Origin of the sequence: Parafrankia elaeagni (genome assembly GCF_000374165.1) — a bacterium.
Taxonomy (GTDB): Bacteria; Actinomycetota; Actinomycetes; order Frankiales; family Frankiaceae; genus Parafrankia; species Parafrankia elaeagni.
Genome location: NZ_KB893737.1, coordinates 1 through 21,470, shown reverse-complemented (window position 1 = coordinate 21,470; position 21,470 = coordinate 1). Strand labels below are relative to the sequence as shown.

At 72.5% G+C, this 21,470-nt stretch carries 20 protein-coding genes and 1 pseudogene; 12 read left to right on the top strand and 9 right to left on the bottom strand.

All coding sequences use genetic code 11. From position 1 onward, the window contains the following. Positions 1-4: 4 nt before the first annotated feature. Positions 5-724 carry an HAD family hydrolase gene (locus B207_RS0119885; protein ID WP_018638359.1) on the bottom strand — a complete coding sequence of 240 codons (720 nt, stop codon included), beginning with the start codon at positions 722-724 and terminating at the stop codon, positions 5-7. A gap of 118 nt (positions 725-842) precedes the next feature. Between B207_RS0119885 and B207_RS0119880 the strand changes: the two genes are divergently transcribed. The 3 genes from B207_RS0119880 to B207_RS0119870 all read left to right on the top strand — a co-directional run bounded on the left by B207_RS0119880 (position 843) and on the right by B207_RS0119870 (position 4,229). Next, positions 843-1,310 carry a helix-turn-helix transcriptional regulator gene (locus B207_RS0119880; protein WP_018638358.1) on the top strand — a complete coding sequence of 156 codons (468 nt, stop codon included), beginning with the start codon at positions 843-845 and terminating at the stop codon, positions 1,308-1,310. A gap of 5 nt (positions 1,311-1,315) precedes the next feature. Then, positions 1,316-1,726, top strand: coding sequence for a VOC family protein (locus tag B207_RS0119875; RefSeq protein WP_026311247.1), 411 nt, complete (start codon positions 1,316-1,318; stop codon positions 1,724-1,726). A 142-nt stretch (positions 1,727-1,868) separates the two neighbouring features. Further along, complete coding sequence (locus B207_RS0119870) at positions 1,869-4,229, top strand: ATP-binding cassette domain-containing protein (protein WP_018638356.1); 2,361 nt, start codon at positions 1,869-1,871, stop codon at positions 4,227-4,229. 111 nt (positions 4,230-4,340) lie between these two features. On the opposite strand, the gene B207_RS0119865 is transcribed toward B207_RS0119870, so the two are convergent. Together B207_RS0119865 and B207_RS0119860 are read right to left on the bottom strand one after the other, a co-directional pair. Continuing rightward, entirely contained in the window at positions 4,341-5,132 is a 792-nt protein-coding gene (locus B207_RS0119865; protein WP_268258213.1) for a PRC and DUF2382 domain-containing protein, read from the bottom strand. 292 nt (positions 5,133-5,424) lie between these two features. Beyond that, positions 5,425-6,030, bottom strand: coding sequence for a hypothetical protein (locus tag B207_RS0119860; RefSeq protein WP_154675491.1), 606 nt, complete (start codon positions 6,028-6,030; stop codon positions 5,425-5,427). Positions 6,031-6,295: 265 nt separating this feature from the next. Between B207_RS0119860 and B207_RS0119855 the strand changes: the two genes are divergently transcribed. Continuing rightward, positions 6,296-8,827, top strand: coding sequence for a sensor histidine kinase (locus tag B207_RS0119855; protein WP_230205122.1), 2,532 nt, complete (start codon positions 6,296-6,298; stop codon positions 8,825-8,827). A 48-nt stretch (positions 8,828-8,875) separates the two neighbouring features. On the opposite strand, the gene B207_RS0119850 is transcribed toward B207_RS0119855, so the two are convergent. Next, the gene (locus B207_RS0119850) at positions 8,876-10,087 is read right to left on the bottom strand and encodes an amidohydrolase family protein (RefSeq protein WP_018638352.1); all 1,212 of its coding nucleotides are present in this window, start codon (positions 10,085-10,087) and stop codon (positions 8,876-8,878) included. 687 nt (positions 10,088-10,774) lie between these two features. On the opposite strand from B207_RS0119850, the gene B207_RS39935 reads away from it, so the two are divergent. After that, positions 10,775-10,921: a hypothetical protein gene (locus tag B207_RS39935; RefSeq protein WP_154675490.1), complete on the top strand. Its 147-nt coding sequence runs from the start codon at positions 10,775-10,777 to the stop codon at positions 10,919-10,921. Between the two features lie 48 nt (positions 10,922-10,969). Continuing rightward, positions 10,970-11,740 carry a thioesterase II family protein gene (locus B207_RS0119845; RefSeq protein ID WP_018638351.1) on the top strand — a complete coding sequence of 257 codons (771 nt, stop codon included), beginning with the start codon at positions 10,970-10,972 and terminating at the stop codon, positions 11,738-11,740. A gap of 108 nt (positions 11,741-11,848) precedes the next feature. Here B207_RS0119845 and B207_RS0119840 read toward each other — a convergent pair whose 3' ends face one another. Then, entirely contained in the window at positions 11,849-13,795 is a 1,947-nt protein-coding gene (locus B207_RS0119840; RefSeq protein WP_018638350.1) for an NAD-binding protein, read from the bottom strand. Between the two features lie 265 nt (positions 13,796-14,060). Between B207_RS0119840 and B207_RS0119835 the strand changes: the two genes are divergently transcribed. The 3 genes from B207_RS0119835 to B207_RS0119825 all read left to right on the top strand — a co-directional run bounded on the left by B207_RS0119835 (position 14,061) and on the right by B207_RS0119825 (position 16,239). Continuing rightward, on the top strand, positions 14,061-14,936 hold the full coding sequence (locus B207_RS0119835; protein ID WP_018638349.1) for an oxygenase MpaB family protein: 876 nt from the start codon (positions 14,061-14,063) through the stop codon (positions 14,934-14,936). Positions 14,937-15,274: 338 nt separating this feature from the next. Next, positions 15,275-15,526, top strand: coding sequence for a hypothetical protein (locus B207_RS0119830; protein ID WP_018638348.1), 252 nt, complete (start codon positions 15,275-15,277; stop codon positions 15,524-15,526). Positions 15,527-15,801: 275 nt separating this feature from the next. Beyond that, on the top strand, positions 15,802-16,239 hold the full coding sequence (locus B207_RS0119825; protein ID WP_018638347.1) for an SsgA family sporulation/cell division regulator: 438 nt from the start codon (positions 15,802-15,804) through the stop codon (positions 16,237-16,239). A 227-nt stretch (positions 16,240-16,466) separates the two neighbouring features. Here B207_RS0119825 and B207_RS34665 read toward each other — a convergent pair whose 3' ends face one another. The 3 genes from B207_RS34665 to B207_RS39930 are packed head-to-tail and all read right to left on the bottom strand — an operon-like array spanning position 16,467 to position 17,658. Then, positions 16,467-16,952: a PRC-barrel domain-containing protein gene (locus tag B207_RS34665; protein ID WP_018638346.1), complete on the bottom strand. Its 486-nt coding sequence runs from the start codon at positions 16,950-16,952 to the stop codon at positions 16,467-16,469. Next, entirely contained in the window at positions 16,952-17,521 is a 570-nt protein-coding gene (locus B207_RS0119815; protein ID WP_018638345.1) for a PRC-barrel domain-containing protein, read from the bottom strand. Before B207_RS0119815 ends, B207_RS34665 begins: the two co-directional genes overlap by 1 nt. Next, positions 17,518-17,658 (bottom strand): hypothetical protein, encoded by a 141-nt coding sequence (locus B207_RS39930; RefSeq protein ID WP_018638344.1) that lies wholly within the window; start codon positions 17,656-17,658, stop codon positions 17,518-17,520. Before B207_RS39930 ends, B207_RS0119815 begins: the two co-directional genes overlap by 4 nt. A 558-nt stretch (positions 17,659-18,216) precedes the next feature. Between B207_RS39930 and B207_RS37035 the strand changes: the two genes are divergently transcribed. The 3 genes from B207_RS37035 (at position 18,217) to B207_RS0119790 (ending at position 21,015) form a co-directional block, all read left to right on the top strand. Then, positions 18,217-18,855: an LmeA family phospholipid-binding protein gene (locus B207_RS37035; RefSeq protein WP_018638342.1), complete on the top strand. Its 639-nt coding sequence runs from the start codon at positions 18,217-18,219 to the stop codon at positions 18,853-18,855. Further along, positions 18,848-19,474: a hypothetical protein gene (locus B207_RS0119795; RefSeq protein WP_018638341.1), complete on the top strand. Its 627-nt coding sequence runs from the start codon at positions 18,848-18,850 to the stop codon at positions 19,472-19,474. Before B207_RS37035 ends, B207_RS0119795 begins: the two co-directional genes overlap by 8 nt. Before the next feature lie 101 nt (positions 19,475-19,575). Next, positions 19,576-21,015, top strand: coding sequence for a cytochrome P450 (locus B207_RS0119790; protein ID WP_018638340.1), 1,440 nt, complete (start codon positions 19,576-19,578; stop codon positions 21,013-21,015). 37 nt (positions 21,016-21,052) lie between these two features. Here the strand turns inward: B207_RS0119790 and B207_RS40720 are convergent. Next, positions 21,053-21,470 (bottom strand): annotated as a pseudogene (locus B207_RS40720) (hypothetical protein); the annotation flags it as partial.

Sequence of the window (21,470 nt, the reverse complement as noted above, 5' to 3'; positions counted from 1 at the left end):
TCAACTACACCGGTGAGCTGTCGGTCCCGACGGCGCCGAACGCCGCCTGTGCCAGCGCGGCGACATCGGTCAGATCCGGCAGGACCGCGTCGGCGCCGGCGGCGGCCAGCTCGGACACCGTGGTCCCACCCGTCGCCACCGCGACCGACCGGGCCCCCGCGTCGCGTGCGCCCTGCACGTCGTACGGCGTATCCCCGATGACGACGACCCGGGCGGGCGCGAACACCCGCACGTAGACGGCCCCGGCCCGCGAGACCGCCCGCCGGACGAGCTCCGCCCGGTCGTGGCTGTCGTCGCCGTAACCGCCGACGGCCAGGTCGAGATGGTCGGTCAGCCCCAGCGCGCGCAGCTTCGACTCGGTGACAGACCGGAGGTTACCGGTCACCACCGACTGGACCGCGCCGGCGACCGCGAAGCTCGCGACCGCCTCCGCCGCGCCCGGCATCGGCCGCCCGATCTCCCGCATCCGCCCCTCGACCGACCGGGCCACCCGCCCCATCGCGTCGTACAGCGCGGCCAGAGTCGCCTCGTCGGCCGGGACGTCGTTGAGCCGCAGCGTCTCGAGGAGAATGGCCCGCTCCGTCCGGCCTGTCGTGCCTGCCCGCTCGCGCAACGGCCGCCCGACCACCTCGGCGAAGGCCACGGCATGGATCTCCTGGCCCAGCGGGCGCACAGTCAGCAGCGTCGCGTCTATATCCCACAGAATCAGCGCGGGTTCGGCCACCGCGCCATGATTCCACGCCGAGGCGGGTAGGCCCGGCACGGACTGGTGCCCTGCCGATACGGCGCCAGGGGCGCTGGCGGTGTTGGGTGACGGTGGCGGGCGTGGCACGATTGCGCAGGTGACGAGCAGCAACGCCGTCGAGCGGCATCTGCGTGACCTCGCCCGCCTGCGCCGCGTCCGGGACCGGATCGACCGGGAGCACGCCCGTCCGCTGGACGTCGAGGCGCTCGCCCGCGGCGTGCACATGTCGGCGGGGCACCTCAGCCGGGAGTTCCGGCGCGCCTATGGCGAGTCGCCCTACGGCTACCTGATGACCCGGCGGATCGAACGGGCGATGACGTTGCTGCGCCGCGGCGATCTCAGCGTGACCGAGGTGTGCTTCGAGGTGGGCTGCTCGTCGCTCGGAACGTTCAGTACCCGGTTCACCGAGCTGGTCGGTGTGCCGCCGAGTGTCTACCGGCGGGAGGCGTCCCGCGCCACCGCGGGGATGCCGCCGTGCGTGGCGAAGCAGGTCACCAGGCCGGTCCGGGGCGCCAGACCGGTCAGGAATCGAGAAGCGGCGGTGACGGGGCCGCACGTAGCGTGACGGCCATGGACATCGCCATTCACTCGACCTTCCTCCCGCACGACGACCCCGAGGCCTCCCTCGCCTTCTACCGGGACGTTCTCGGTTTCGAGGTCCGCAACGACGTCGGCTACTCGGGCCTGCGCTGGATCACCGTCGGCCCCGCCGGGAAGCCGGGGACGTCCATCGTGCTGCACCCGCCGGCTGTCGACCCCGGCATCACCGAGGACGAGCGCCGCACCATCACGGAGATGATGGCGAAGGGCACCTACGCCAGCATCCTGCTGGCCACCGCCGACCTGGACAAGGCGTTCGACCAGCTGCAGTCCGGCGGCGCCGAGATCGTCCAGGAGCCGGCCGAGCAGCCGTACGGGGTGCGTGACTGCGCTGTCCGCGACCCCGCGGGTAACCTGATCCGCCTCCAGGAACTGCGCTGACCCGGAACCGCGCTGACCCGCCTTCCTGCCACCCTGACGAGACCTCCCACCCTGACGAGACACCGAGCTTCCACCTGACGGACAGGGCTTCGACCTGAAGAACGCGGGGGCTTTCTCCCCGACGGGCACAGATGGAGACATGATGAGCACGGCGGAGCCGCACCTCGCCGACAGCCACGACCTGATCCGCGTGCAGGGCGCGTGTGAGAACAACCTGAAGGATGTCAGCGTCGAGCTGCCGAAGCGGCGGCTGACGGTGTTCACCGGCGTCTCCGGCTCGGGCAAGAGCTCGCTGGTGTTCGGCACGATCGCCGCCGAGTCCCAGCGGATGATCAACGAGACGTACAGCGCCTTCGTCCAGGGTTTCATGCCGACGCTGTCGCGGCCCGAGGTCGACGTCCTGGAGGGGCTGACGACCGCGATCATCGTCGACCAGCAGCGGATGGGTGCCGACCCCCGTTCGACGGTCGGCACCGCCACCGACGCGAACGCGATGCTGCGCATCCTGTTCAGCCGGCTCGGGCAGCCGCACATCGGCTCGCCGAACGCGTACTCGTTCAACGTCCCGTCGGTGCGGGCGAGCGGCGCGCTCACGGTCGAACGCGGCTCCAGTAAGACCGTGAAGACGACCTTCACCCGGACCGGCGGCATGTGCCCGCGCTGCGAGGGCAGGGGTTCGGTCTCCGACATCGACCTCACCCAGATCTTCGACGAGTCGCTGTCGCTCACCGAAGGGGCGATCACCGTCCCCGGGTACAGCGCCGACGGCTGGTTCGGGCGCATCTTCGCCGCGGTGGTGCCGGGCGACGTGCCCATCTCGGCGTTCACGAAGAAGCAGCGCCAGGAGTTCCTTTACGGCGAGGCCCGCAAGATCAAGGTCGACGGCATCAACCTGACCTACGAGGGCCTCATCCCGCGGATCCAGAAGTCGTTCCTGTCGAAGGACGTCGACGCGTTGCAGCCGCACGTCCGCGCGTTCGTCGAGCGTGCGGTGACGTTCACGACCTGCCCCGAGTGCGAGGGGACCCGGCTCTCCGAGGCGGCCCGCTCGTCGCGCATCGGCGGGGTCAACATCGCCGATCTCTGCGCGATGCAGATCAGTGACCTGGCCGGCTGGGTACGCGGGCTCGACGAGGCGTCGGTCGCGCCGCTGCTCGCCGCGCTCGCGCACACCCTCGACTCGTTCGTCGAGATCGGGCTGGGCTACCTCTCGCTGGACCGGCCGTCGGGCACGCTGTCCGGCGGCGAGGCGCAGCGGGTCAGGATGATCCGCCATCTCGGCTCGTCGCTGACCGACGTCACCTACGTGTTCGACGAGCCGACGACCGGCCTGCACCCGCATGACATCGCGCGGATGAACGACCTGTTGCTGCGGCTGCGGGACAAGGGCAACACCGTCCTCGTCGTCGAGCACAAGCCGGAGACGATCGCGATCGCGGACCACGTCGTCGACCTCGGCCCCGGCGCCGGGGCGGCCGGCGGCACCGTCTGCTTCGAGGGCACCGTCGACGGACTGCGGGCGAGCGACACCCTGACCGGCCGCCACCTCGATGACCGGGCCGCCCTCAAGGCGAGTGTCCGTGCTCCCACCGGCCAGCTGCCGATCCGCGGGGCTTCGGCGCACAACCTGCGCGCGGTGGACGTCGACATCCCCCTCGGTGTGCTGGTCGTGATCACCGGCGTGGCCGGTTCCGGCAAGAGCTCGCTGGTGCACGGGTCGATTCCGGCCGGCGCGGGTGTGGTGTCGGTCGACCAGAGCGCGATCCGCGGCTCCCGGCGCAGCAACCCGGCGACGTACACGGGCCTGCTCGACCCGATCCGCAAGGCGTTCGCGAAGGCCAACGGCGTGAAGCCGGCGCTGTTCAGCGCCAACTCGGCGGGCGCCTGCCCGGCCTGCAACGGCGCCGGGGTCATCTACACCGACCTGGGGATGATGGCCGGGGTCTCCTCCACCTGCGAGGAGTGCGAGGGCAGGCGGTTCGAGGCATCCGTCCTCGACCATCATTTCGGCGGGCGTGACATCAGCGAGGTCCTCGCGATGTCGGTGGCCGAGGCCGAGGAGTTCTTCGGCGCCGGCGACGCCCGCACCCCGGCCGCGCACGCCGTCCTGCGCCGGCTCGCCGACGTCGGGCTCGGCTACCTCAGCCTCGGCCAGCCGCTGACCACGCTGTCCGGCGGTGAGCGGCAGCGGCTCAAGCTCGCCACCCACATGGCGACGAAGAGCGGCATCTACGTCCTGGACGAGCCGACGACCGGCCTGCACCTCGCCGACGTCGAGCAGCTGCTCGGCCTGCTCGACCGGCTGGTGGACGCCGGCACGTCGGTCATCGTGGTCGAGCACCACCAAGCGGTCATGGCGCACGCCGACTGGATCATCGACCTCGGCCCCGGCGCCGGGCACGACGGCGGCCGGATCGTGTTCGAGGGCACCCCGGCCGACCTCGTCGCCGCCCGCTCCACTCTCACCGGCCAGCACCTCGCCGACTACGTCGGCACGCGGTGACCGGCACGCGGTGAACCGCTCCGGGTGCGGTGGAGGCAGGGCGGTCCGGCCTCGGCGCCATGATCAGGCTGGCGGCGAGACCGCTCCCCTGTCGAGACGTCGGGGAACCGCTCAGCGGCCGGGGGGGTCGTCGACATCGATGTCGATTTCCTCTCGGCGGACCTGCTCGTTGACCTGCTCTTCCTGGGTGACCTGCTCGGTGCTCAGCCGGACGCGTTCCACCGGGACGGTCTCCTTCTGGACCACGGGGCGTTCCGCGTGCAGCGTCACTTCGCGCTCCTGCTCGGTCAGGTCGGGCCCGGTGTGGGCAGCGTCCCGGGTGGTGCCCGTGATGGGCTCGCGCTCGACGCGAATCTCCTCGTGCGTGACCGGGACAGTTCGCTGCACGTTCTCGGTCACGACGTACTTGCGCAGCCGTGCCCGGCCGGTCTCGACGTTTTCCGTGCCGATGTGCAGCCGTTCCTCCGACCGCGTCATCGCATCGTCGCCGCCGAGGCTGGCCCGGGCGTCGGGGCCTCCGGCGTGGCCGGTCCGCGTACTCCTCTCGTCCCGCGTCTGCTCACGGCCGCTCATGCCGCGGGACGAGGCGTCATCGAACCCGTAGTAGGAGTAGATGTTCTGCTCCTGGCGCGGCGAGATATCCGCGCCGGCGTCGATCCTCGGCGCGTCCTTCACCTGGGACTTGGTGAAGGGAACAGCGAGGTCGTCTCCTTGTGTGGACGCATTGTCGAGTGGTACGACGGTCGTCTTCGTGCCGAACATCCCGGTGTGCACGGCGGCGAACTTGGGACGGCCGTTATCGGGCGATTCGACGAACAAAGTCGCGACCGTTCCGATCTTCATGCCGTCGCAGTCCACGACTGTACAGCCCGGCCAACGATCGTATTCGGTGAGCGCAGGCACGTAGCTCTCCTCTCTCGATGGCGTCGGTTACTGTAGTTCGATGCCCGAATACGGGTGACTGACACCCGCGACCCAAGATTCCTAATAACTACCCGTAGCAAACCTCTTGTTTGATGATTGTAAAATAACTTTTTATAGTGTGAAATTTCCTGCGAGGAGTGGCGTTCTGTCGGTCGAGACGCATGAGCGACACGTGGCCGGCGGGCCGTTTCGGGAGCAGATCCTGCCCTCGGCACCTGCGGGCCACGTCCTGCTGGTCATCGTTCGACAAGAGCAGCATCAAAGCCTGAAGTTATTTTCCGGCAGCTCCCTGGGGAGTGGTCCTGGCGGATGCCCGCGCGAGATGGCGGCGGATCAGTGCCTCGTTCCTCTCGCTGGAGGTGGTGATCGTCCACAGTGGCCCCGCGATCAGATGTTGTGAGCCGGCAGTGGTCTCGCGTTGCCAGCGTTCCCGGTCCTGGACGTCCGCGTACACGTCGATGGACACCCGGCCCTCGGCGGTGCCGCTGCCGGCGGCGCGAAGCCAGACCCGTGACGCCCACCGCCCGTATCCGTTCGGCCTGGCCCCGGGATCGCCCGTGGCCTCCTGGCCGCCACCGGCCAGCACAATCACCGTCAGCCAGGTGGTGAGCCGCCGGCCGGCGGCCTCGTCGAGTGTGCCCTGCCGTGGTCCGAGCGCGATGAGCGAGCTGCCTATGGACGGCGCTGTCGCGGTGGGAGGGGCGGTGCCCGGAGCGTCGGAGCCGCGCGCGGCGGGCACGACTCTCCCGCAGGCCGCGAACGCGCAGAGAACGAGCGCGGCGGCTGTGGCAGCGCGGACGACGGCGAAGGCGGCCATGGTCCGCCATGGTGGCGGGCAGCTGACCCGGGGCCGGCGCGGCGCGCGGATCACCGTCATGCCAGTGACGCTGTGCGGCAAGCCGACGGTTATGGGCCCTCATTCACTCCGAGATGACCGGGCGGCTTCCTCCCGCGGAACCTCGCGCAGTTCCAGTCGTCACCTCCAGCCGGCACCGACGCTTCCCGGGCTCCAACATCTCGTTTAAAGAGGTAGAGAATGATGGACTGCTGGCGGGCGCGCGTCATTGACGATCAGCGTGGGTGAATGGAGGCTTCCGGGTCGCCCGCTCTCCGACGGACCTCGGCCATGGCAGGGTGAACGCATGGGGACGCGCGACAGGGGCATGGCGGCGCCGGCGGCGCCGGTGGGTGTTCCGGCGTCCGTGGGGGCACTGGAGCCGGCAGCGGTCCCTGCCGGGGCCGCGCCCGCGGCCCCGGCGCCGTTTCCGCGGCGGGCCGGCGGCCGCGGCTTGGAGCGTCCGGGCGACCCTGCTCCGGCCGGGTCGACGCGGGCCGGGGCGGCGCTGGAACGGTCGGTGGTCCGTTCGCTCGCGGGGCTGCGGGCGGCAGTGTGTCTCATCACCGTGATCTACCTGTTCCTGTGGCGGTCCTGGTACGAGGAGAAGCCCGCCGCGGTGCTGGTGATCGTGGGCACCGCGGCCTGGGGTGCGTTCTTCGTCGCGCGGAGCCTGCGCCACGGTGTCGGTGAGCGGATGGCGGCCGCGACGGTGGCGGTAGCCGCGGTCCCGGTGCTGCTCAGCCCGTTCTGCCTGCCACCGCCATCGATCGGCGATACCGGGAGCTGGGTCCTGCTCGCCGTTCTGCACGCCGGGCTGACCGCGGGGTGGGCGCTGTCCCCACGCCGGTTCGCGGTGGCGCAGGCCTGCCTGGTCGTCGCGGTGGCCGTGGGTGGGCACGAGGGGCGCCCGCAGGTGTTCACCGCTGTCACGTTCACGATCGTGGTGCCGGTGCTGTTCGCGTGTGCCGCGGTGCGGCTGCGGGCCGCGGGCCGCCGCGCCGACGACCGTCTGACCTCGGCGATGCTGGGCCATCGCGCCCGGCTGCTCGTGCTCACGCTGGACCATGACCGCCGTGAGCGCCAGCGGGTCCTGCACGACACCGTGCTGAACACGCTCACCGGCCTCGCCTGGGGCGGCGGCGGCGATGTCGTTCTGGCCCGCCGCCGGTGCGGGGCGAGTGCGGATGCCATCCGGCAGCTGCTCGCCTACGACTTCGGGCCGCCACCGGTCGGGCTCGACGCGGCGCTCGCCGCGGCCGTCGCGAGCGCCGGCGACCGCGGTCTTGTCGTGCACCTGCAGGGGACCGCGCCACTCGAGCGGTCCGTGCGGGCGGCGTCGGACGAGCCGCCGGCGGTGGTCGTCGCCGCGCTTGCCGGGGCGACCGGTGAGGCACTCGCGAACGTGGCGCGGCACGCGGGGACGGGCGAGGCCTGGGTGCGGGTGGAACGGGCGCCCGGGCGGCTGACGATCCGGGTGCGTGACCAGGGCGCCGGCTTCCAGCCGGGCCGGGCCGCCCCCGACCGGCTCGGGGTGCGCCAGTCGGTGCTCGCCCGGGTCCGCGACGCCGGCGGCCTGGCCACCGTCGACTCGGCGCCCGGGCGGGGCACCGTCGTCACGATGCGCTGGCCGGCCGGTCCGTCGGTGTCGGCGGCGGCAGCGGCGGCCGAGGCGGGATACGCGGCGGAGTACGGCGAGCGGGCCGGCGCGGAGCTGGTGCGGGAGATGACCGCCGTGGCCCTGCGCCGGGACTACAGCTCCGGCCTGCGGGCCGTCGTCGCCGGTGTCGCGCTCGCCTGGCATGTGCTGATGCTGGTGCCGCTGGTCGTCACCCTCGGGCGCGTGCGCTCCCCGCTCGCCGCCCTCGGGATCTGGTGTGCGCTGGGGCTGGGGACACTCGCCGTGGCGAGGGTGTCCCGGCCCCGGCCGCTGTCGGGCGCGGAGGCCGCGGCCCTGACCGCGCTGTCGGTCGGCGCGGTGCTGGCCAGCGTCAACGTCGACAACACCGAGCTGCTGCGCATCACGAACTGGCCGCTCATCGTGGTGGCGCTGCTGCTGGCCTTCGTGACCGCCTCCCGGACGGCCGCGCAGGCGATCGCCGCCTGCGCCGTCGCGCTGGGCGCGGTTGTGGTGACGGTGGTCGTCCGCGGCGCGACCGACCCGCTGACGCTTTCGCGCCTGCTGTCCCTCACCTACGGCATCCTCGGGCTGCAGCTCATGGTGGCGATGATCGGGCCGCTGCTGCGCCGGACGGCCGACACCACCGCTCTGGCCGTGCGGACCGAGGCGGAGATGCTCGCCGGGCAGGACTCGGACGCGATGATCCGCGCGGAGCGGGCCCGCTGGCTGGGCGCCATCCGCGGCGAGGTCCTGCCCATGCTGGACGCCCTCGCCGGTGGTGACGCCGATCCGCGGGACCCGCGGTGGCGCCGGCTGTGCGCACGGCAGGCGGCGGGCATCCGGCGGATGCTCGCGCGGGACGGCGCCGGCGCCACCCTGGCCACGCTCGCCGAGGACATCGAGGCCGTGGTGGCCGCCGCGGAGGGGCGGGGCATGACGGTCGAGGTCCAGATCGCCGGCGAGCCGGGCGCTGTGCCGCTTGCCGTGCCGCTCGACCTGCGGGCCGGGCTGGTGGATCTGCTCGACCGCACCCTGGCGATCCTGCCGGAGAACCGGGCGATGCTCACCATGTGGAGCGGCACCGGCGGTGGCAGCGTTTTCGTCTCCGCCGCCTGGCCCGGCGGCCGCGAGCCGCCAGCCCTCACCGGTGCCGTCCAGGCGCTCGTGGACGTCGACGACGGACGCCTCACCGTGGAACTGCGCTGGCAGTCGGCGTAGCTCTGACAGCCAGCGCGGCCCTGACCTGATCCGACCTGCGCCGGCCGCTCAGCGCAGCCGGTGGGCGAGGGAGGGGAACAGCCGCAGGGCGTTGCCGCGCGCGATCGCGGCGCGGGCCTGCCAGTCGAGCGCCGGGTCCGCGCGCAACGCCGCCACACCGTCGCCGAGTGTGGCCGCGGGAATCGCGTTGTAGTCCGATCCAAAAAGGATCTTGTCGCTGCCGGCGGCGGCGAGCAGGCTCGGCGTCGAGTACGGCGACATGGGGCCGGCGGTGTCGTACCAGAAGCGGCGCAGCGCCGACCGGACGACTGCCGGGTCGGCCCCGTACCCCAGCGCACGACCCAGCGAGAGCCGGCCGGCCAGGTAGGGGAAGGCCCCGCCACCGTGCGCGAGGATCCAGCGGATCCGTGGATGGCGGTCGAGTGCGCCGGACACGATGAGCTGCACGGCGGCCCGTCCGGTGTCCGCCGCGTAGTCCATCAGGAAGGCCGGTACCGCGATCGGTGACGCACCGGGCAGGTCGTACGGGTGCACCAGCGCCACGCCGTCCCGTGCGTTCAGCGCCGCCAGCACCGGTTCCAGCGTCGGGTCGCCGAGGTAGCGGGTGCCGACGTGGGTGGTGAGCAGCACCCCGTCGGCTCCGAGTTCGTCGTAGGACCGGTTGATCTCCCGGACGGCGTCCGCCGCGTCCAGCAACGGGATCGTGGCGAGCCAGCCGAAGCGGTCCGGACGGGCGGCCGAGATGGCGCTCAGGCTGTCGTTGACGATCGTCGACAGTTCGACGGCCAGCGCCGGAGTGGGCATGAACGCGGCGGGGACGGCCGCGGAGACGAGCGCCAGCGCAATGCCGTACTGGTCCATGGTGGCGATGGCGGTGTCGATGTCCCACTGGGTGTTCAGGGGGCCGCCGGAGGGGGGGATCACTCCGTGGGCGATCAGCCAGTCCCGGACGGGCACCGGCATCATCGCGTGGTGGTGCACGTCGATGCGCAGCGGCATCTCCCGGCGGGATCCGGCCGGCTCGCCCGGCTGGCCGGGCAGCAGCGACGACGACGGGCCCGGTGCCGGGGAGGTCACGGCGGCGGCTGTCCCGCCGGCCGCCACCGTGGCCCCGGCCATCAGGCCGGTCGCGGTCAGCAGCAGGCTCCGGCGGGAGGCGCGGCCCGCCCGATGATCATCGCCTGACCGGTCGGGGGAGGGGCTGTGCTCCGCCCGCGTCGGGTCGGAGGCCTGATCCGCGTCGCGATCGAACACCACCATGTGCTCCTCTTCGAACTCTCACTGTTACCGACATGCTGTCTCTGGAAGGTTCCTGGTGGCGTGATCGCCGGGCCGGGTGTCGGTACGGGCCATGGATGCGCGCACGGACGGGTTCAGTGGAGTCCGGGTCGCACGAAGGCGCTGGCGAACTGCTGGGCACGACCGTGCCGTGGCCGCTGACCTGGGCCGAAAGTGTGTGCCAACGGCAGATGGAATGAAGATGAACGGGCATGCGTGCGGGAACGTGGGGAGAGATGCGGCCCCGGGGCGGTGGCGGGAACCCGGAAGGGAAAAGGCCGGCCAAACGCTCCGGCATGGCGTGGCAATTCAATCACGCCGAATGTCTGGATGGGCAGATTCTGGATGGGCGGGGTGTGAATTCGGCGGGGTGTGGATTCGGAGGGCCGCCCACGCGCGCTTCCGGAAACCTGCCGCCCGGTTCAGCCGGTCGGTGCTGGAACGGGTCTTCGTCGGATACACCCGGCAGGTGGCTGTCGACCTTGCAATTCCATGTCAAACCCCCGAATGGCACACGTTCGATGCGGCTGCCGCGTTCTCCGGGCAGCCGACGGCCGGGCTCCGCATTGTTGCCGGCTGCCGCCCGTCTCCGAAAATCATAGGACTTCGATCAGGACAGAGGGAGTGTCACCGTTTTTCTATCATAGGTCGACCTGAATGTGCGGCACTGTGGCTTCGGTTCTGCTGCCGGGCCGGGTTGCCGTGGACCACGGCGTCTCCCGGGCAGCCGAGGGACGGCTGGCCGCCGGAGGCGGGCAGGCGTCCCTCGGCTCCGCGGAGACGTCAGGTGACCGGTGGCCGGAATGCGTGATGTGATGACTATGTCCGCAGGTGAGCCGCGTGCCTGCGCTGTTCCCTCTCCCGATGGTGGTGACCGTGACCGGCGACGTCGACCGGTGGATCCGGCAGTTCAGACCCGCCGACGAGTCCGGCCCGCGGCTGGTGTGCTTTCCGCACGCGGGTGGCGCGGCGACCTTCTTCCACCCGCTGTCACGGGCACTGGCCGACGTTGCCCAGGTCGTCGCGGTGCAGTACCCCGGCCGTCAGGATCGGCTCGCCGAGCAGCCGCTGACCAGCATCGAGGCGCTCGCCGACGTGGTCGCCGCGCACCTGATGCCCTTCGGGGACCGTCCGCTCGCCCTGTTCGGGCACAGCATGGGGTCGATCGTCGCCTTCGAGGTGATCCGGCGGCTGGAGAACACCCCGGGTGCTCCGGAGCCGCTGGTCCTGTTTCCGTCCGCCCGGCCGGCGCCGTCGCGGGGGCGCCCCGGCTCGGTGCACGGTCGGGACGACGACGCCGTTCTCGCGTCGATCGCGCGGCTCGGCGGCACCGATCCGCGTCTCCTGGACGATCCCGAGTTCAGGCAGATGATCCTGCCGTCGGCGCGCGCCGACTACCAGGCGATCGAGACCTACCGCAGTGAGCCAGGCGCCGTCATCAACGCGCCGCTGCGGGTGATGATCGGCGACAGTGACCCGGCGGTGACCCGGGACGAGGCGCTGGCCTGGCGCCCGCACACCACCGGCGACTTCGATCTGGCCGTCTTCCCCGGCGGGCACTTCTACCTCAGCACGCAGCTCACCGCGGTCGCCGACCGCATCCGCACAGGCCTGCTGGGCGTCGCCACCCGTTGACCCTGAGGCCCGCCGCCTACCCGTCGGGCGTTGGGCGTCGGGCGTCGGGCCCGGAACGCCCGCCGGCGCGGACCACAGCCGGCGCCGTCCGGCGGCCCGGGCAGGCACTCAACGCGGGCCGGCGGGAGCAGGGGGAGCAGGGGGACGCTGGTCGCGGCGCCCCAGGCTGATGATCTTGCTTGCGGGCCCCACGACGAGCGGTTCGGTCCCGTCACCGGCACCCGCCCCGCCCACCCCGACGACACGGATCCCGGCGCCCTCGTCGGCGTCTGATCCGATCCCGTCGCCGTCGCCGGCACGCTTCGGCATGCGCACGACCAGAAACGGCGTCTGCTCGGCGTAGAAGGAGCTGACCACGTCCTGGCCGACGGCCGCGGCGACGAAGTACGGGACGGCCAGCGCGGTGGCGCTGCGTGCGGTGTGGATGCCGAACCGGTGCTCGATGTCGTCCGCCAGCGCCGTGTCGAGGACCCGGGCGACGACGCGCAGCGGCAGGTCGCCGGTGCCGGGAGCTCGCGCCTGCCGGGCGGACAGGACGGTCTCCAGGTTCGCGTGGCCGTCGCCGGTCAGGGCCGCGATCGTGGTCGCGCGCTCCAGACCGGCCTCCATCAGCGTCGAGCCCACCGTCGCGTCGCCGATCACCACCGGGACGCCGCGTTCCCGGGCGACGGGAAGGTAGCGGTTGTTCTCGTCCCGTTCCACGACCACGGCCGGCCGGCCGGCGCGCAGCAGTCCATCCATGACCGCCACGCCGACCGGACCGAGCCCGCAGATGATCACGTGGTCACGCACGGTGCGCGCCTGGCCGATGCCGAGTATCCGCTCCAGCCGGCGACTGACGATGACGTTGGTGATGAAGGCATAGACGACGGCCACCGCCAGCGCCCCGAACAGCATCAGGCAGATGCCGAAGACCTGGAGCCAGGTGTCGGCCGTGCCGAAGTTGTAGTCGCCGTAGCCGACCGTGACCATCGTCCCGACGGTGAGGTAGAGCGCGTCCAGAGTGTCGAAGTCGGCCGGCGCGGCCGGGTTGTTGTTCCGGTAGGTCAGGGCGAGGACGACGGTGCTCACGGCCGTCACGGCGGTCACGACCGCGAGGGCCCGCCGGAAGGGTGCGTCGAGCTCCGCCTGCATCACGGCGGCGAGTCCCCGCAGGCGCCTGCCGCGGGGCTGGCGGGCACCTCTCCGCCCGGCGCCCCTGCCTGCCGTGACCCCGGCCGTGACCCCGGCCGTGGCCGCGTCGGCGCGGCCGTCGGCAGTCGGAGCGGCGGAACCAGGCGCCCCGGTGGCGGCTGTGGGCGCTGTGCCGGCGCCGGCCCTGGCCGCATGGGTGGCGAGCGCGGTGAACATGCGGGCGTGGGACAGGTCGTCCGACGACAGTCCGCGGGTGCGCAGGTCCGAGAGCCGGCCCAGGACGACCAGCCGGTCGCCGGGCGCGACCATGACGTCCCGCGGCGGGCAGAGGTCGGCGCGCCGCTCGCCGGCACGCCGCAACGAGACCGGCGTGAGGTCTCCGTACAGCTCGCGGAACGCGGCCCGTCGGGGGACGTCCTCGTCGACCACGGCGAGGATCTCCGCCTCGCCGGACGTCCCGCCGGGGGCGAAGGCGTGGATCACCGATGACTGCAGGCACGCCTCGACGAAGCCCGGCCCGGCGAGCCCACCGACGCTGAGCACCCGGACCTCGGCGATGGTGTCCTGGAGCTGGCTGCCGAGCTGGTGATTGTCGATGTTGGCCACGATCCTGGTGCCCGGGGCCGCCTCGGCGGCGACGAGGCAGGTCCGCAGGTTCTCCAGATCGCTGCCGCCGCAGGCCACCAGCGCCAGCGCCCGGTCGAGGCCCGCCTCCCGCAGCGATTCCGCGTGCTCGGCCCCCTCCGGGACGAGGGTGACCCCGAGCCGTTCCAGCCGGCGGCGCAGACCGGGCCCACCACGGTCGTCGACGACGACGACGCGGACCCCGGCGGCGTCCAGGTGCTCGGTGATGCTCATGCCGAGTGAGTTCAGCCCGCACACGATCACGTGATCAGTGCCCGACGGCCCGGCGCCCCCCATGGCCGTCACTGAACCATGCCGGGGTCGTGTCACCCGGCTTCTGCCGGGCCGCGCCGGGCCGCGCCGGGCCGCGCCGGGCCGCGCCGCGACGCGGTCGGTGGACGGGGAGTTCCGCGATCTCCGCGGAGGCCTGTCGGACCCGTGGGACCGGCAGGGGACCCGTGGGTGCCGTGGGGTGCCGCGGGTGCACCGTGCGGGTACAGGCCGGGACGGGATGATTCCGGTCGGTTGTTCCCGCGGCCTTGCTCGGGAGCATGATGGAGGAGTGGTGCTGCTGAGGTTGCGGATCGACACGGAACCCCTGAGGGCCAGACTGGCCAGCGAGGTGTTCACCAGAGTCGCGGGTACCCAGGGGCCGGAGCGCCGGGAACGCATTCACGAGGCCGCCGGCGAGCGGTGGTTCGGCCCGGACCGGCCCATCCGGCGGGTGCACCGCGACTCGGCGATGTTCGTCGGTGGGCTGCGGGCGCTCCTCCTCCAGTCGCTGCACCCGCTCGCGATGGCGGGAGTGGCGGATCATTCGGACTACCAGCATGACCCGTGGGGCCGGCTGCAGCGGACCAGTTACTTCCTGGCCGTCACGACGTTCGGCCCGGCCGGCGACGCCGAGGAGGCGGTCGCCCGGGTGCAGGCCGTGCACCGGCACATCCACGGCGTGGCACCGGACGGGCGGCCCTACTCGGCGGCCGACCCCCACCTGCTGCACTGGGTTCACGTCGCCGAGGTCGACAGTTTCCTCGCCGCGCACCAGCGTTACGGCGCACGGCCCCTGAGCCCGCGGGAGTGCGACGGCTACGTCCTCGACACGAGTGTCGTCGCGAAGCGGCTCGGTGTGCCCGACCCGCCGCGCACCCGGGCCGAGCTCGCCCACCAGCTCGCAGCCTTCCGCCCGGAGCTGGAAGGCACCCCACACGCCCGGGAGGCAGCCCGATATCTGCTGTTGCGGGCGCCGTTGCCGGCGCTCGCCCGGGTGCCCTACAGCGCCCTCGCCGCCGCGGCTGTCGGGCTCATGCCGGCCTGGACCCGCTGGCCGCTGCGCCTGCCGTACCTGCCCGTCGTCGAGGGCACCTGGTGGCGGCTCGCCGGGCAGGGCGTCGTGTCGAGTATCCGCTGGGCCACCGAACCGCGCGACCAGCGATAGCCACCGCGACCAGCGATAGCCACCGCGCCCGGCGGGGCGGTCAGGGCGGCCGACCGGACGAACAGGCGGGTGGTCAGGGCGACCGGCCTGGGAACGGGCGCGTCCCCCTCACAAGACGCGCCTGCTCACCAGACCGGCTGCCTGGTGGCCGTCCTCCGGTGGGAACCTTCCGGCACCGGGGCGACCGGGCGGGAGCAGCCGGCGGCCCCGCGGCCCGGGCGGACAGGGGTCCGGTGCCCGGGGCCGGTGGCTGGCGGCGGCTCCTGTGAGAAGTACGCCGGCCGGAGTCCGGCCCCGCGCCCGGATACGGCGGGAGTCGGCTGGGTAGGTGATCCACCATGCTGAAGTGGCTGCGCCGGAAGGCGTCCGGGACGCCCGACCCGGATCAGGTGGACAGCTCGTCGTGGAATCCGTCCGGATGGTGGTGGTGCATGGAGCACAACCGGGTCGAGAACCCGCCGGACTCGCCGGGCCATCGGCGCCTCGGCCCGTACCCGACCGCGGCGGACGCCGAGAACTGGCGCGACGACGTCGACCGCCGCAACGACAAGTGGGACGAGGAGGACCGCCGCTGGGCCGGCGACCGCTAGCGCGCAACCGCTGGGCGGACGGTCGCTGGGCGGACGGTCGCTGGGCGGGCGCCGTCTGGTGCCGGTCGCCGGCGGTCGAGCGTGATCGCCGGCCGCTGACCCGGGAGGGTGGCGGCCGGCGGGCGGCGTCCCGCCGAACCGGGTCGTTCGTACTCCACCCCGACGACAAAGGCCGGATGATGACGGCTTTCCTGGATGACACCGTTCTGTAACGACACCAGTCGTGTGACAAGGGTGTCTCCACAGCACCAGCCGCCAGGGGTGGGAGGGGCCTGATGAGCCGCCGTCCGATCGTGTCAGACACCGTGACATGGGAGTTCAACGCCACGTACCTGGCTGCGAGCGGTGAGCGGGTGCCGCTGCCGACGAGCCTGCGCTACGACCCGGTCGATCCCGTCGCGATCACCATGAGCATGTGGGTCACCGACCAGAGAGCCGTGGTGTGGACGTTCGCCCGACGGCTCTTCGTCGACGGCGCCCGGCGCTGCGCCGGGCTCGGCGACGTGCGGATCCGCCCACTGGTGCGGGACCGGCGCCGGGTGCTGCTGGTCGAGCTGACCAGCCCCGGTGGGCACGCGCTGATCGAGCTGCCCGCGAACCGGGTCAACGACTTCGTCTGCCACACCTACGACCTGCTCCCGGCCTCGGCCGAGGACGCCGTGATCGAGCGCGATCTGGAGCTGCGCGTGCTGAAGGGCCGTACCCGCAGCTGACCGGCCGGCGGACCGCGGCAGGTGCACCAGCCTGCCCGCGGATACGTCAGCCGATCTGTCGGCGGGTCCGGCATCTGATCGGCACAGGGCGACATCCGGACATCCGGGACAGCCCGGCTCTGGACGTCCGGCCCCGCTCCGGCTGCCTCGGGCCACGTGGGGGACCGAGCCGATGACGTCGCGGCGCTCCCAAGGCCGCTGGCGCTGCTCGGGCGGGGCACCGGCGATCAGCCGGTGCGGTCCGAGTCCTGCCTGGCCCCTTCGCCCGTGCCGGAGGACCGTTGCTCCCGCACGACGACAGCGTACGAGCCGCACCCGACGAGCCGATCACCGGCCAGCCTGCCGGCGGTGGTGAGCAGGGACAGCACCTTTCCTTCGGCGGGGTCGAAGTCGACGTCCGTGACGGTACCGATCTCGTTGCCGGCGTCGGTCAGGATCCGCTTGCCCAGGAGCTCGCCGGGCCTGGCGAGCAGATCCGCCACCCGGCCGTGCGGGTCGGCGATCGCCTCGGCCGACGCGACGGTGATCACATCCTGCCCGAAGGCGGTCAGGTCCTCCCAACCAAGGATGTCACCGGGGCCTTCGGATTTCTTCACCCGCAGCGCCGCGATCCTCGCCGCCGTCGGATCGACGACGAATCCAGCGAGCACGCCGACGCTTTGCGCCGTCTTCGTGCTCAGTACACGGCGCTTGGCTGCTTCGCTGAACAGCATCAGCTCTCCCCGTCGTGGTGGGAGCGGAACTCCGCGAGGGCGGCCCCGAAGCCTGCGATGTCGTGGGCGGCGAAATCGAGTGCCCGCCCCGGGACGACCACGGCCTCACCCGAGGCCGCGAGGGTGTCCGGCAGCGGGATCAGGACCTTCCGGTCCGCCGGCTGGACGGTGGAGGTGGTCTGTACCTCGTAGCCGGCGACTTCTGGAGCCGGCCCGCCGCGCAGGATCACATCCGTGACCGTTCCGACTTCGACACCGGTGTCGGTCACCACGTGATCGCCGAGCACATCACGCTCACGTACGTCCCGCCGATCGAGCATGTCGCTGCCTTCGACGAGGGATTCCTGGTCGTCGATCATCACTGCGTCAAGGCCGACGCCACGGACGGCCGAGACCGGGAGAGCGGTTTTCAGAGGACCCGCGAACAGTCCTCGGCCGCTCAGCGTGAACCCTGCGACCGCACCGCTGTGACTGTCGAAGACCACATCCTTGATCTGGGCGACGTCGTCACCGGCCAGAGTCACGACCGGACGCCTGGCCAGGTCCTTCGCGCGTACCAGGAGAGTCACGGCCGCTCCTTCCGGTTCGGCGTGGGCCGGGCCGACACGGCACCCCCACCACGGCGGCGGTACTGGGCGATGAGAAACCCACTTGTGAGGATCACCAGGACGGCGACTGCGATGATCAACCAAAGCCACCAGCTCACGACATGCTTCCTCTCTGGCTGTCGGCGGCGGGCTCAGTGGCGGGGCAGGGCTGCCTGCGCCGGCGGGAGACCGCCGACTCGGCGCACGAGGAGGTCTACCCAGTCCGCGAAGGGTCACATCTGCCCGGCCTGGGTGTCCCGCGGCGGAGTCGGCAGGATGTCCAGGTGGCGGAGGAGGAGCGGTCTGTGTCCTGCTGGATCACCTCCCCGTCCGGCTTCGCCGGCCCACGGACGCGGCTCGGGCAGGACCGGCCGTGACGACGGCGCGTCATTGTCACGGCCGCCGGATCCCACGTTTCGCCGGTGGCTCACACACCCTCCACATGTTGCGGACGTCTACTCGTCGCCATGGGTGAGGACCCGCCGGGCGCCGGCGCGCAGACCTGTTCAGCGGCTTCGACCGTGCTGGCTTCGACCGGGTTGGCACCGGGCGCACGGATGCCGGCCACGCCCGTCCCCACGGGGAGACAGCCCTTTCATCCCTGGCCGTGGCGCCAGTACCGCCGCTGGTCGCGGCGTCACGGGCCCTGGCGCCGGGGGACGGCGGCGGTACTGGTTGTGGCGGCCGTGCTGGTGGCCGACCGGGTCGCGCTGGCGCTCGTCGAGCACCGGCTCGCCAGCCGGCTGAGCTGCCCGGGGGCGCTGAGCGGCGACCGGGGCGTGCGGATCGGGGGCTTCCCCTTCCTCACGCAGATAGCGTCCGGCCGGCTTCGGGCAGTGACCGTCGCGGCGGACGCGGTCGCCACCGCGCCGCGGCTGGCCGATCCCACCGTCACGTTCCACGACCTGCGGATCTCCAGTCGGCTCGGGCTCCTCGTCGGCAGGGGGCGGCCTTCGGTCACCGTCGGTTCGATCACCCTCGCCGGCACGCTGCGGCTCGGCGCCGTCGACGGTCGCGGCGACGCTGGTTCCGGCATCGGTTCCGGTTCCGGTTCCGGTGCCGACCCGGGCGTGCCGTGGCCGCTTCGGCTCCGGGCCGCCGGCTCGGCCGGAACCGGGCCGATGACGTCGCGGGTCCTCGCCGACGCGGGCCTTCCGCCCGGGGCGCGGCTCGAGGCGGTCAGCGCGGTGCCGGACGGGCTGCGCCTCGTCGTGACCGTCCCCGGCTCCGTGCTGACGGCCGCGGCCGCGGCGGCGGGTGACGGGGGCGCGGCGGTGCGTCTGTCGGACCTGCTGGGGGAGGGCTGCCGTGGCTGACCTCGCCCGCCTGACCGGCTCCCGCGTCCACGGTCCACCGCCGGTCCCGCGGGAGACCCCGAACCGCTGGCGCGGCTGGCGTGCCCGGCGGCGCCGACCGAGCCCACGGGCGCGGCTGCGACGGTTCCTGATGATCCTCTCGGCGTTCGTGGTCCTGCGTGCCGCCCAGGCCGCGGTGGCCAGCCTCGCCGTGCTGGTCATGTCCGCCTCCGGACTGGGACAGCCGACCCCGACGCTGCAGGTGGCCCGGCTGGGCGAGGTCGAGGCCGACCCGCTGACCGCGCTGACCGCGCTGGTCATGGTGGCCGTGGCAGGCGGGCTGACCGTGCTGCTGGCCGGGCGGCGGCATCCGCTCGCCGCGTTCGCGGGGGTCAAGACGTTCGCGCTCATCGCGGCGGTGACGCTGACCGGTGCGTTCGCGCCGGGTTCGCTCGGCGTCCGGGTGGCGCTGGTCGGGGGTGGCGCGAGCCTGCTGATGGTGCTCTGGCCGACCGCCCGGGCCGCGGTCCTGCGGGTGCTGGCCGCGCTCGGCCTGCCGCACCTGAGCGGCCGGGCCGGCGATCTCGCCGTCGCGCTGAAGATCGTGCTGCTGGTCGGGATCGTCCTGCTTCCCCACTGACACCGCCGCCGTGGCTCGTCGCCGCCGCTGTGACTCCGCGACCGGCGAACCTCTGATCGCTGTTCTCACCCGCTGTTCTCACCCACTGAAAGGTGCGCGTGATGTCTGTTTCTCCGCGTGTTCCCTCCTCGGTCACGTCGTCCTCGCTGCGCCCGGCCCGTTCCGTCGACGAGGTGCCCGGCCCCACCGGTGGACCGCTTGTCGCCGCCCGTCGTCTGCGCGGCGAACCGCTGTCGCAGCTCACAGCCCTGACCAGGCAGTACGGACCACTGGTGCGCCTGGTCCGGCGGCCGGTGTCGATGTTTCTCGTGAGTGATCCGGAGGCGGTCGCGGACGCCCTGGTCACCCACCAGCGCTGCTACGGCAAGGGCGCGGTGCTGCGTGGGCCCGGCTCGCGGCAGCGCGTCGTCCAGCCGCTGCGCCTCATGCTCGGCGACGGCCTGCTCACCAGCTCCGGGCAGGCCCACCTGCGCCAGCGGCGGCTCCTGCAGCCGCTGTTCCACCGGGAGCGCATCGCGGGCTACTGCGAGCAGTTCGCCACCCTCGCGGCCGCGACCGCGGCGACCTGGCAGGACGGGCAGCGGCTCGACATCCACACCGAGATGACGGAGCTGACGCTCGCGATCGTCGCGCGGACCCTGTTCGACGTCGACCTCGACGACCAGGTGGTGGACGTCGTCCGCGCCGCGCTCGCGGAAGCCATGGCGGGGCCGGCCGTGCGGCAGGCCGGCCTGCCGGGGCTGGGGGAGCTGGCGCGGCTCCCGCTGCCGGCGGTCCGCCGTCGTCGGGCCACCAGGGAGGCCCTCGACCGGACCGTGTACGAGCTGATCGCCGCCCGGCGCGCCACCGGCGAGGTCGGCACGGACCTGCTGTCGCTGCTGCTGGCCGCGCGAGACGCCGACACGGGCGAGCCGATGAGCGACACCCAGATCCGCGACGAGGCCGTCACCCTGCTGCTCGCCGGCCACGAGACGACCGCCAACGCGCTGACCTGGACGTTCCACCTGCTCGGGGAGGCACCCGAAGTCGCCGCGAAGCTGCACGCGGAGCTGGACGGCGTCCTCGGTGACCGGCTGCCGACGTTCGCGGATCTGTCCCGGCTGACGTACACGGACGCTGTGCTGCAGGAGGCGATGCGGCTCTACCCGCCGGTCTGGGCGATGGTCCGGCACCTCGTGGAGGACCGGGTTGTGGCCGGCTACCAGCTGCCGGCGGGGTCGACGCTGCTGTTCAGCCAGTGGGTGATCCACCGGGACGAGTGCTGGTGGCCGGAACCGGAACGCTTCGATCCCGCCCGCTGGCTGGAGCCGGCGGGCGGGGCTGCCAGCTCCCGTCCACGGTTCGCCTACTTCCCGTTCGGGGCCGGCACCCGCCAGTGCATCGGAAACACCTTCGCCGTCGCGGAAGGCGTCCTGGCGCTGGCGACGATCGCACGCGACTGGACGCTGACTCCGGCCGCTGACGTCCCGGTCCAGCTTGAGCCGTCAGTCACGCTGCGCCCCCGCGGCGGTGTGCCGATGATCGCCCACCGCCGCCGCTGAGCAGTCAGCGCGGGATGTACCCGCGCATCGGCCGCCTTCAGAGTGTTCGGGAGTGGTAGCCCACGGCCCGGGCCGTGAGCTGGGCCGTTCGCTGTTCGGCGGTGACTCGGGGGAGGTCGAGGCCGTCCACGTCGGCGAGGGAGACGACCCGGAAGTCGCGCACCAGCATGGCCGGGTCGATCGGCGCGCCGGGCGGTGCCGCCTGCCACCGGATGAGCCCCAGCCCTTCGCGCAGGCCGGTGGTGTCGAGCCAGTTGGCGATCCCGGGGTCCTCGTGGGCGAGGACGAAGGTGAACGTGCCGTCGGGGTTGGGTGCGGTCTGGGCGAGGTTGAGCGAGACCTGGTGCTTCCTGGCGTTGGGGCCGAGCATCCACGGGTCCATGAGCTGGAAGCCGGTGTAGGCGGCGCCGACCGGGTCCGTCGTCACGACGATCGCCTGGTCCGGGCGGAGGTCC

What these genes read in the sequence shown, in the direction of transcription:
- B207_RS34665 (WP_018638346.1), bottom strand. Translation starts at nt 16,952, where the DNA reads ATGCTGTTCAGCGAAGCAGCCAAGCGCCGTGTACTGAGCACGAAGACG.
- B207_RS0119875 (WP_026311247.1), top strand. Translation starts at nt 1,316, where the DNA reads ATGGACATCGCCATTCACTCGACCTTCCTCCCGCACGACGACCCCGAG.
- B207_RS0119855 (WP_230205122.1), top strand. Translation starts at nt 6,296, where the DNA reads ATGGGGACGCGCGACAGGGGCATGGCGGCGCCGGCGGCGCCGGTGGGT.
- B207_RS0119845 (WP_018638351.1), top strand. Translation starts at nt 10,970, where the DNA reads ATGGTGGTGACCGTGACCGGCGACGTCGACCGGTGGATCCGGCAGTTC.
- B207_RS0119830 (WP_018638348.1), top strand. Translation starts at nt 15,275, where the DNA reads ATGCTGAAGTGGCTGCGCCGGAAGGCGTCCGGGACGCCCGACCCGGAT.
- B207_RS0119840 (WP_018638350.1), bottom strand. Translation starts at nt 13,795, where the DNA reads ATGGGGGGCGCCGGGCCGTCGGGCACTGATCACGTGATCGTGTGCGGG.
- B207_RS0119825 (WP_018638347.1), top strand. Translation starts at nt 15,802, where the DNA reads ATGAGCCGCCGTCCGATCGTGTCAGACACCGTGACATGGGAGTTCAAC.
- B207_RS0119790 (WP_018638340.1), top strand. Translation starts at nt 19,576, where the DNA reads ATGTCTGTTTCTCCGCGTGTTCCCTCCTCGGTCACGTCGTCCTCGCTG.
- B207_RS0119850 (WP_018638352.1), bottom strand. Translation starts at nt 10,087, where the DNA reads ATGGTGGTGTTCGATCGCGACGCGGATCAGGCCTCCGACCCGACGCGG.
- B207_RS0119860 (WP_154675491.1), bottom strand. Translation starts at nt 6,030, where the DNA reads ATGACGGTGATCCGCGCGCCGCGCCGGCCCCGGGTCAGCTGCCCGCCA.
- B207_RS0119870 (WP_018638356.1), top strand. Translation starts at nt 1,869, where the DNA reads ATGAGCACGGCGGAGCCGCACCTCGCCGACAGCCACGACCTGATCCGC.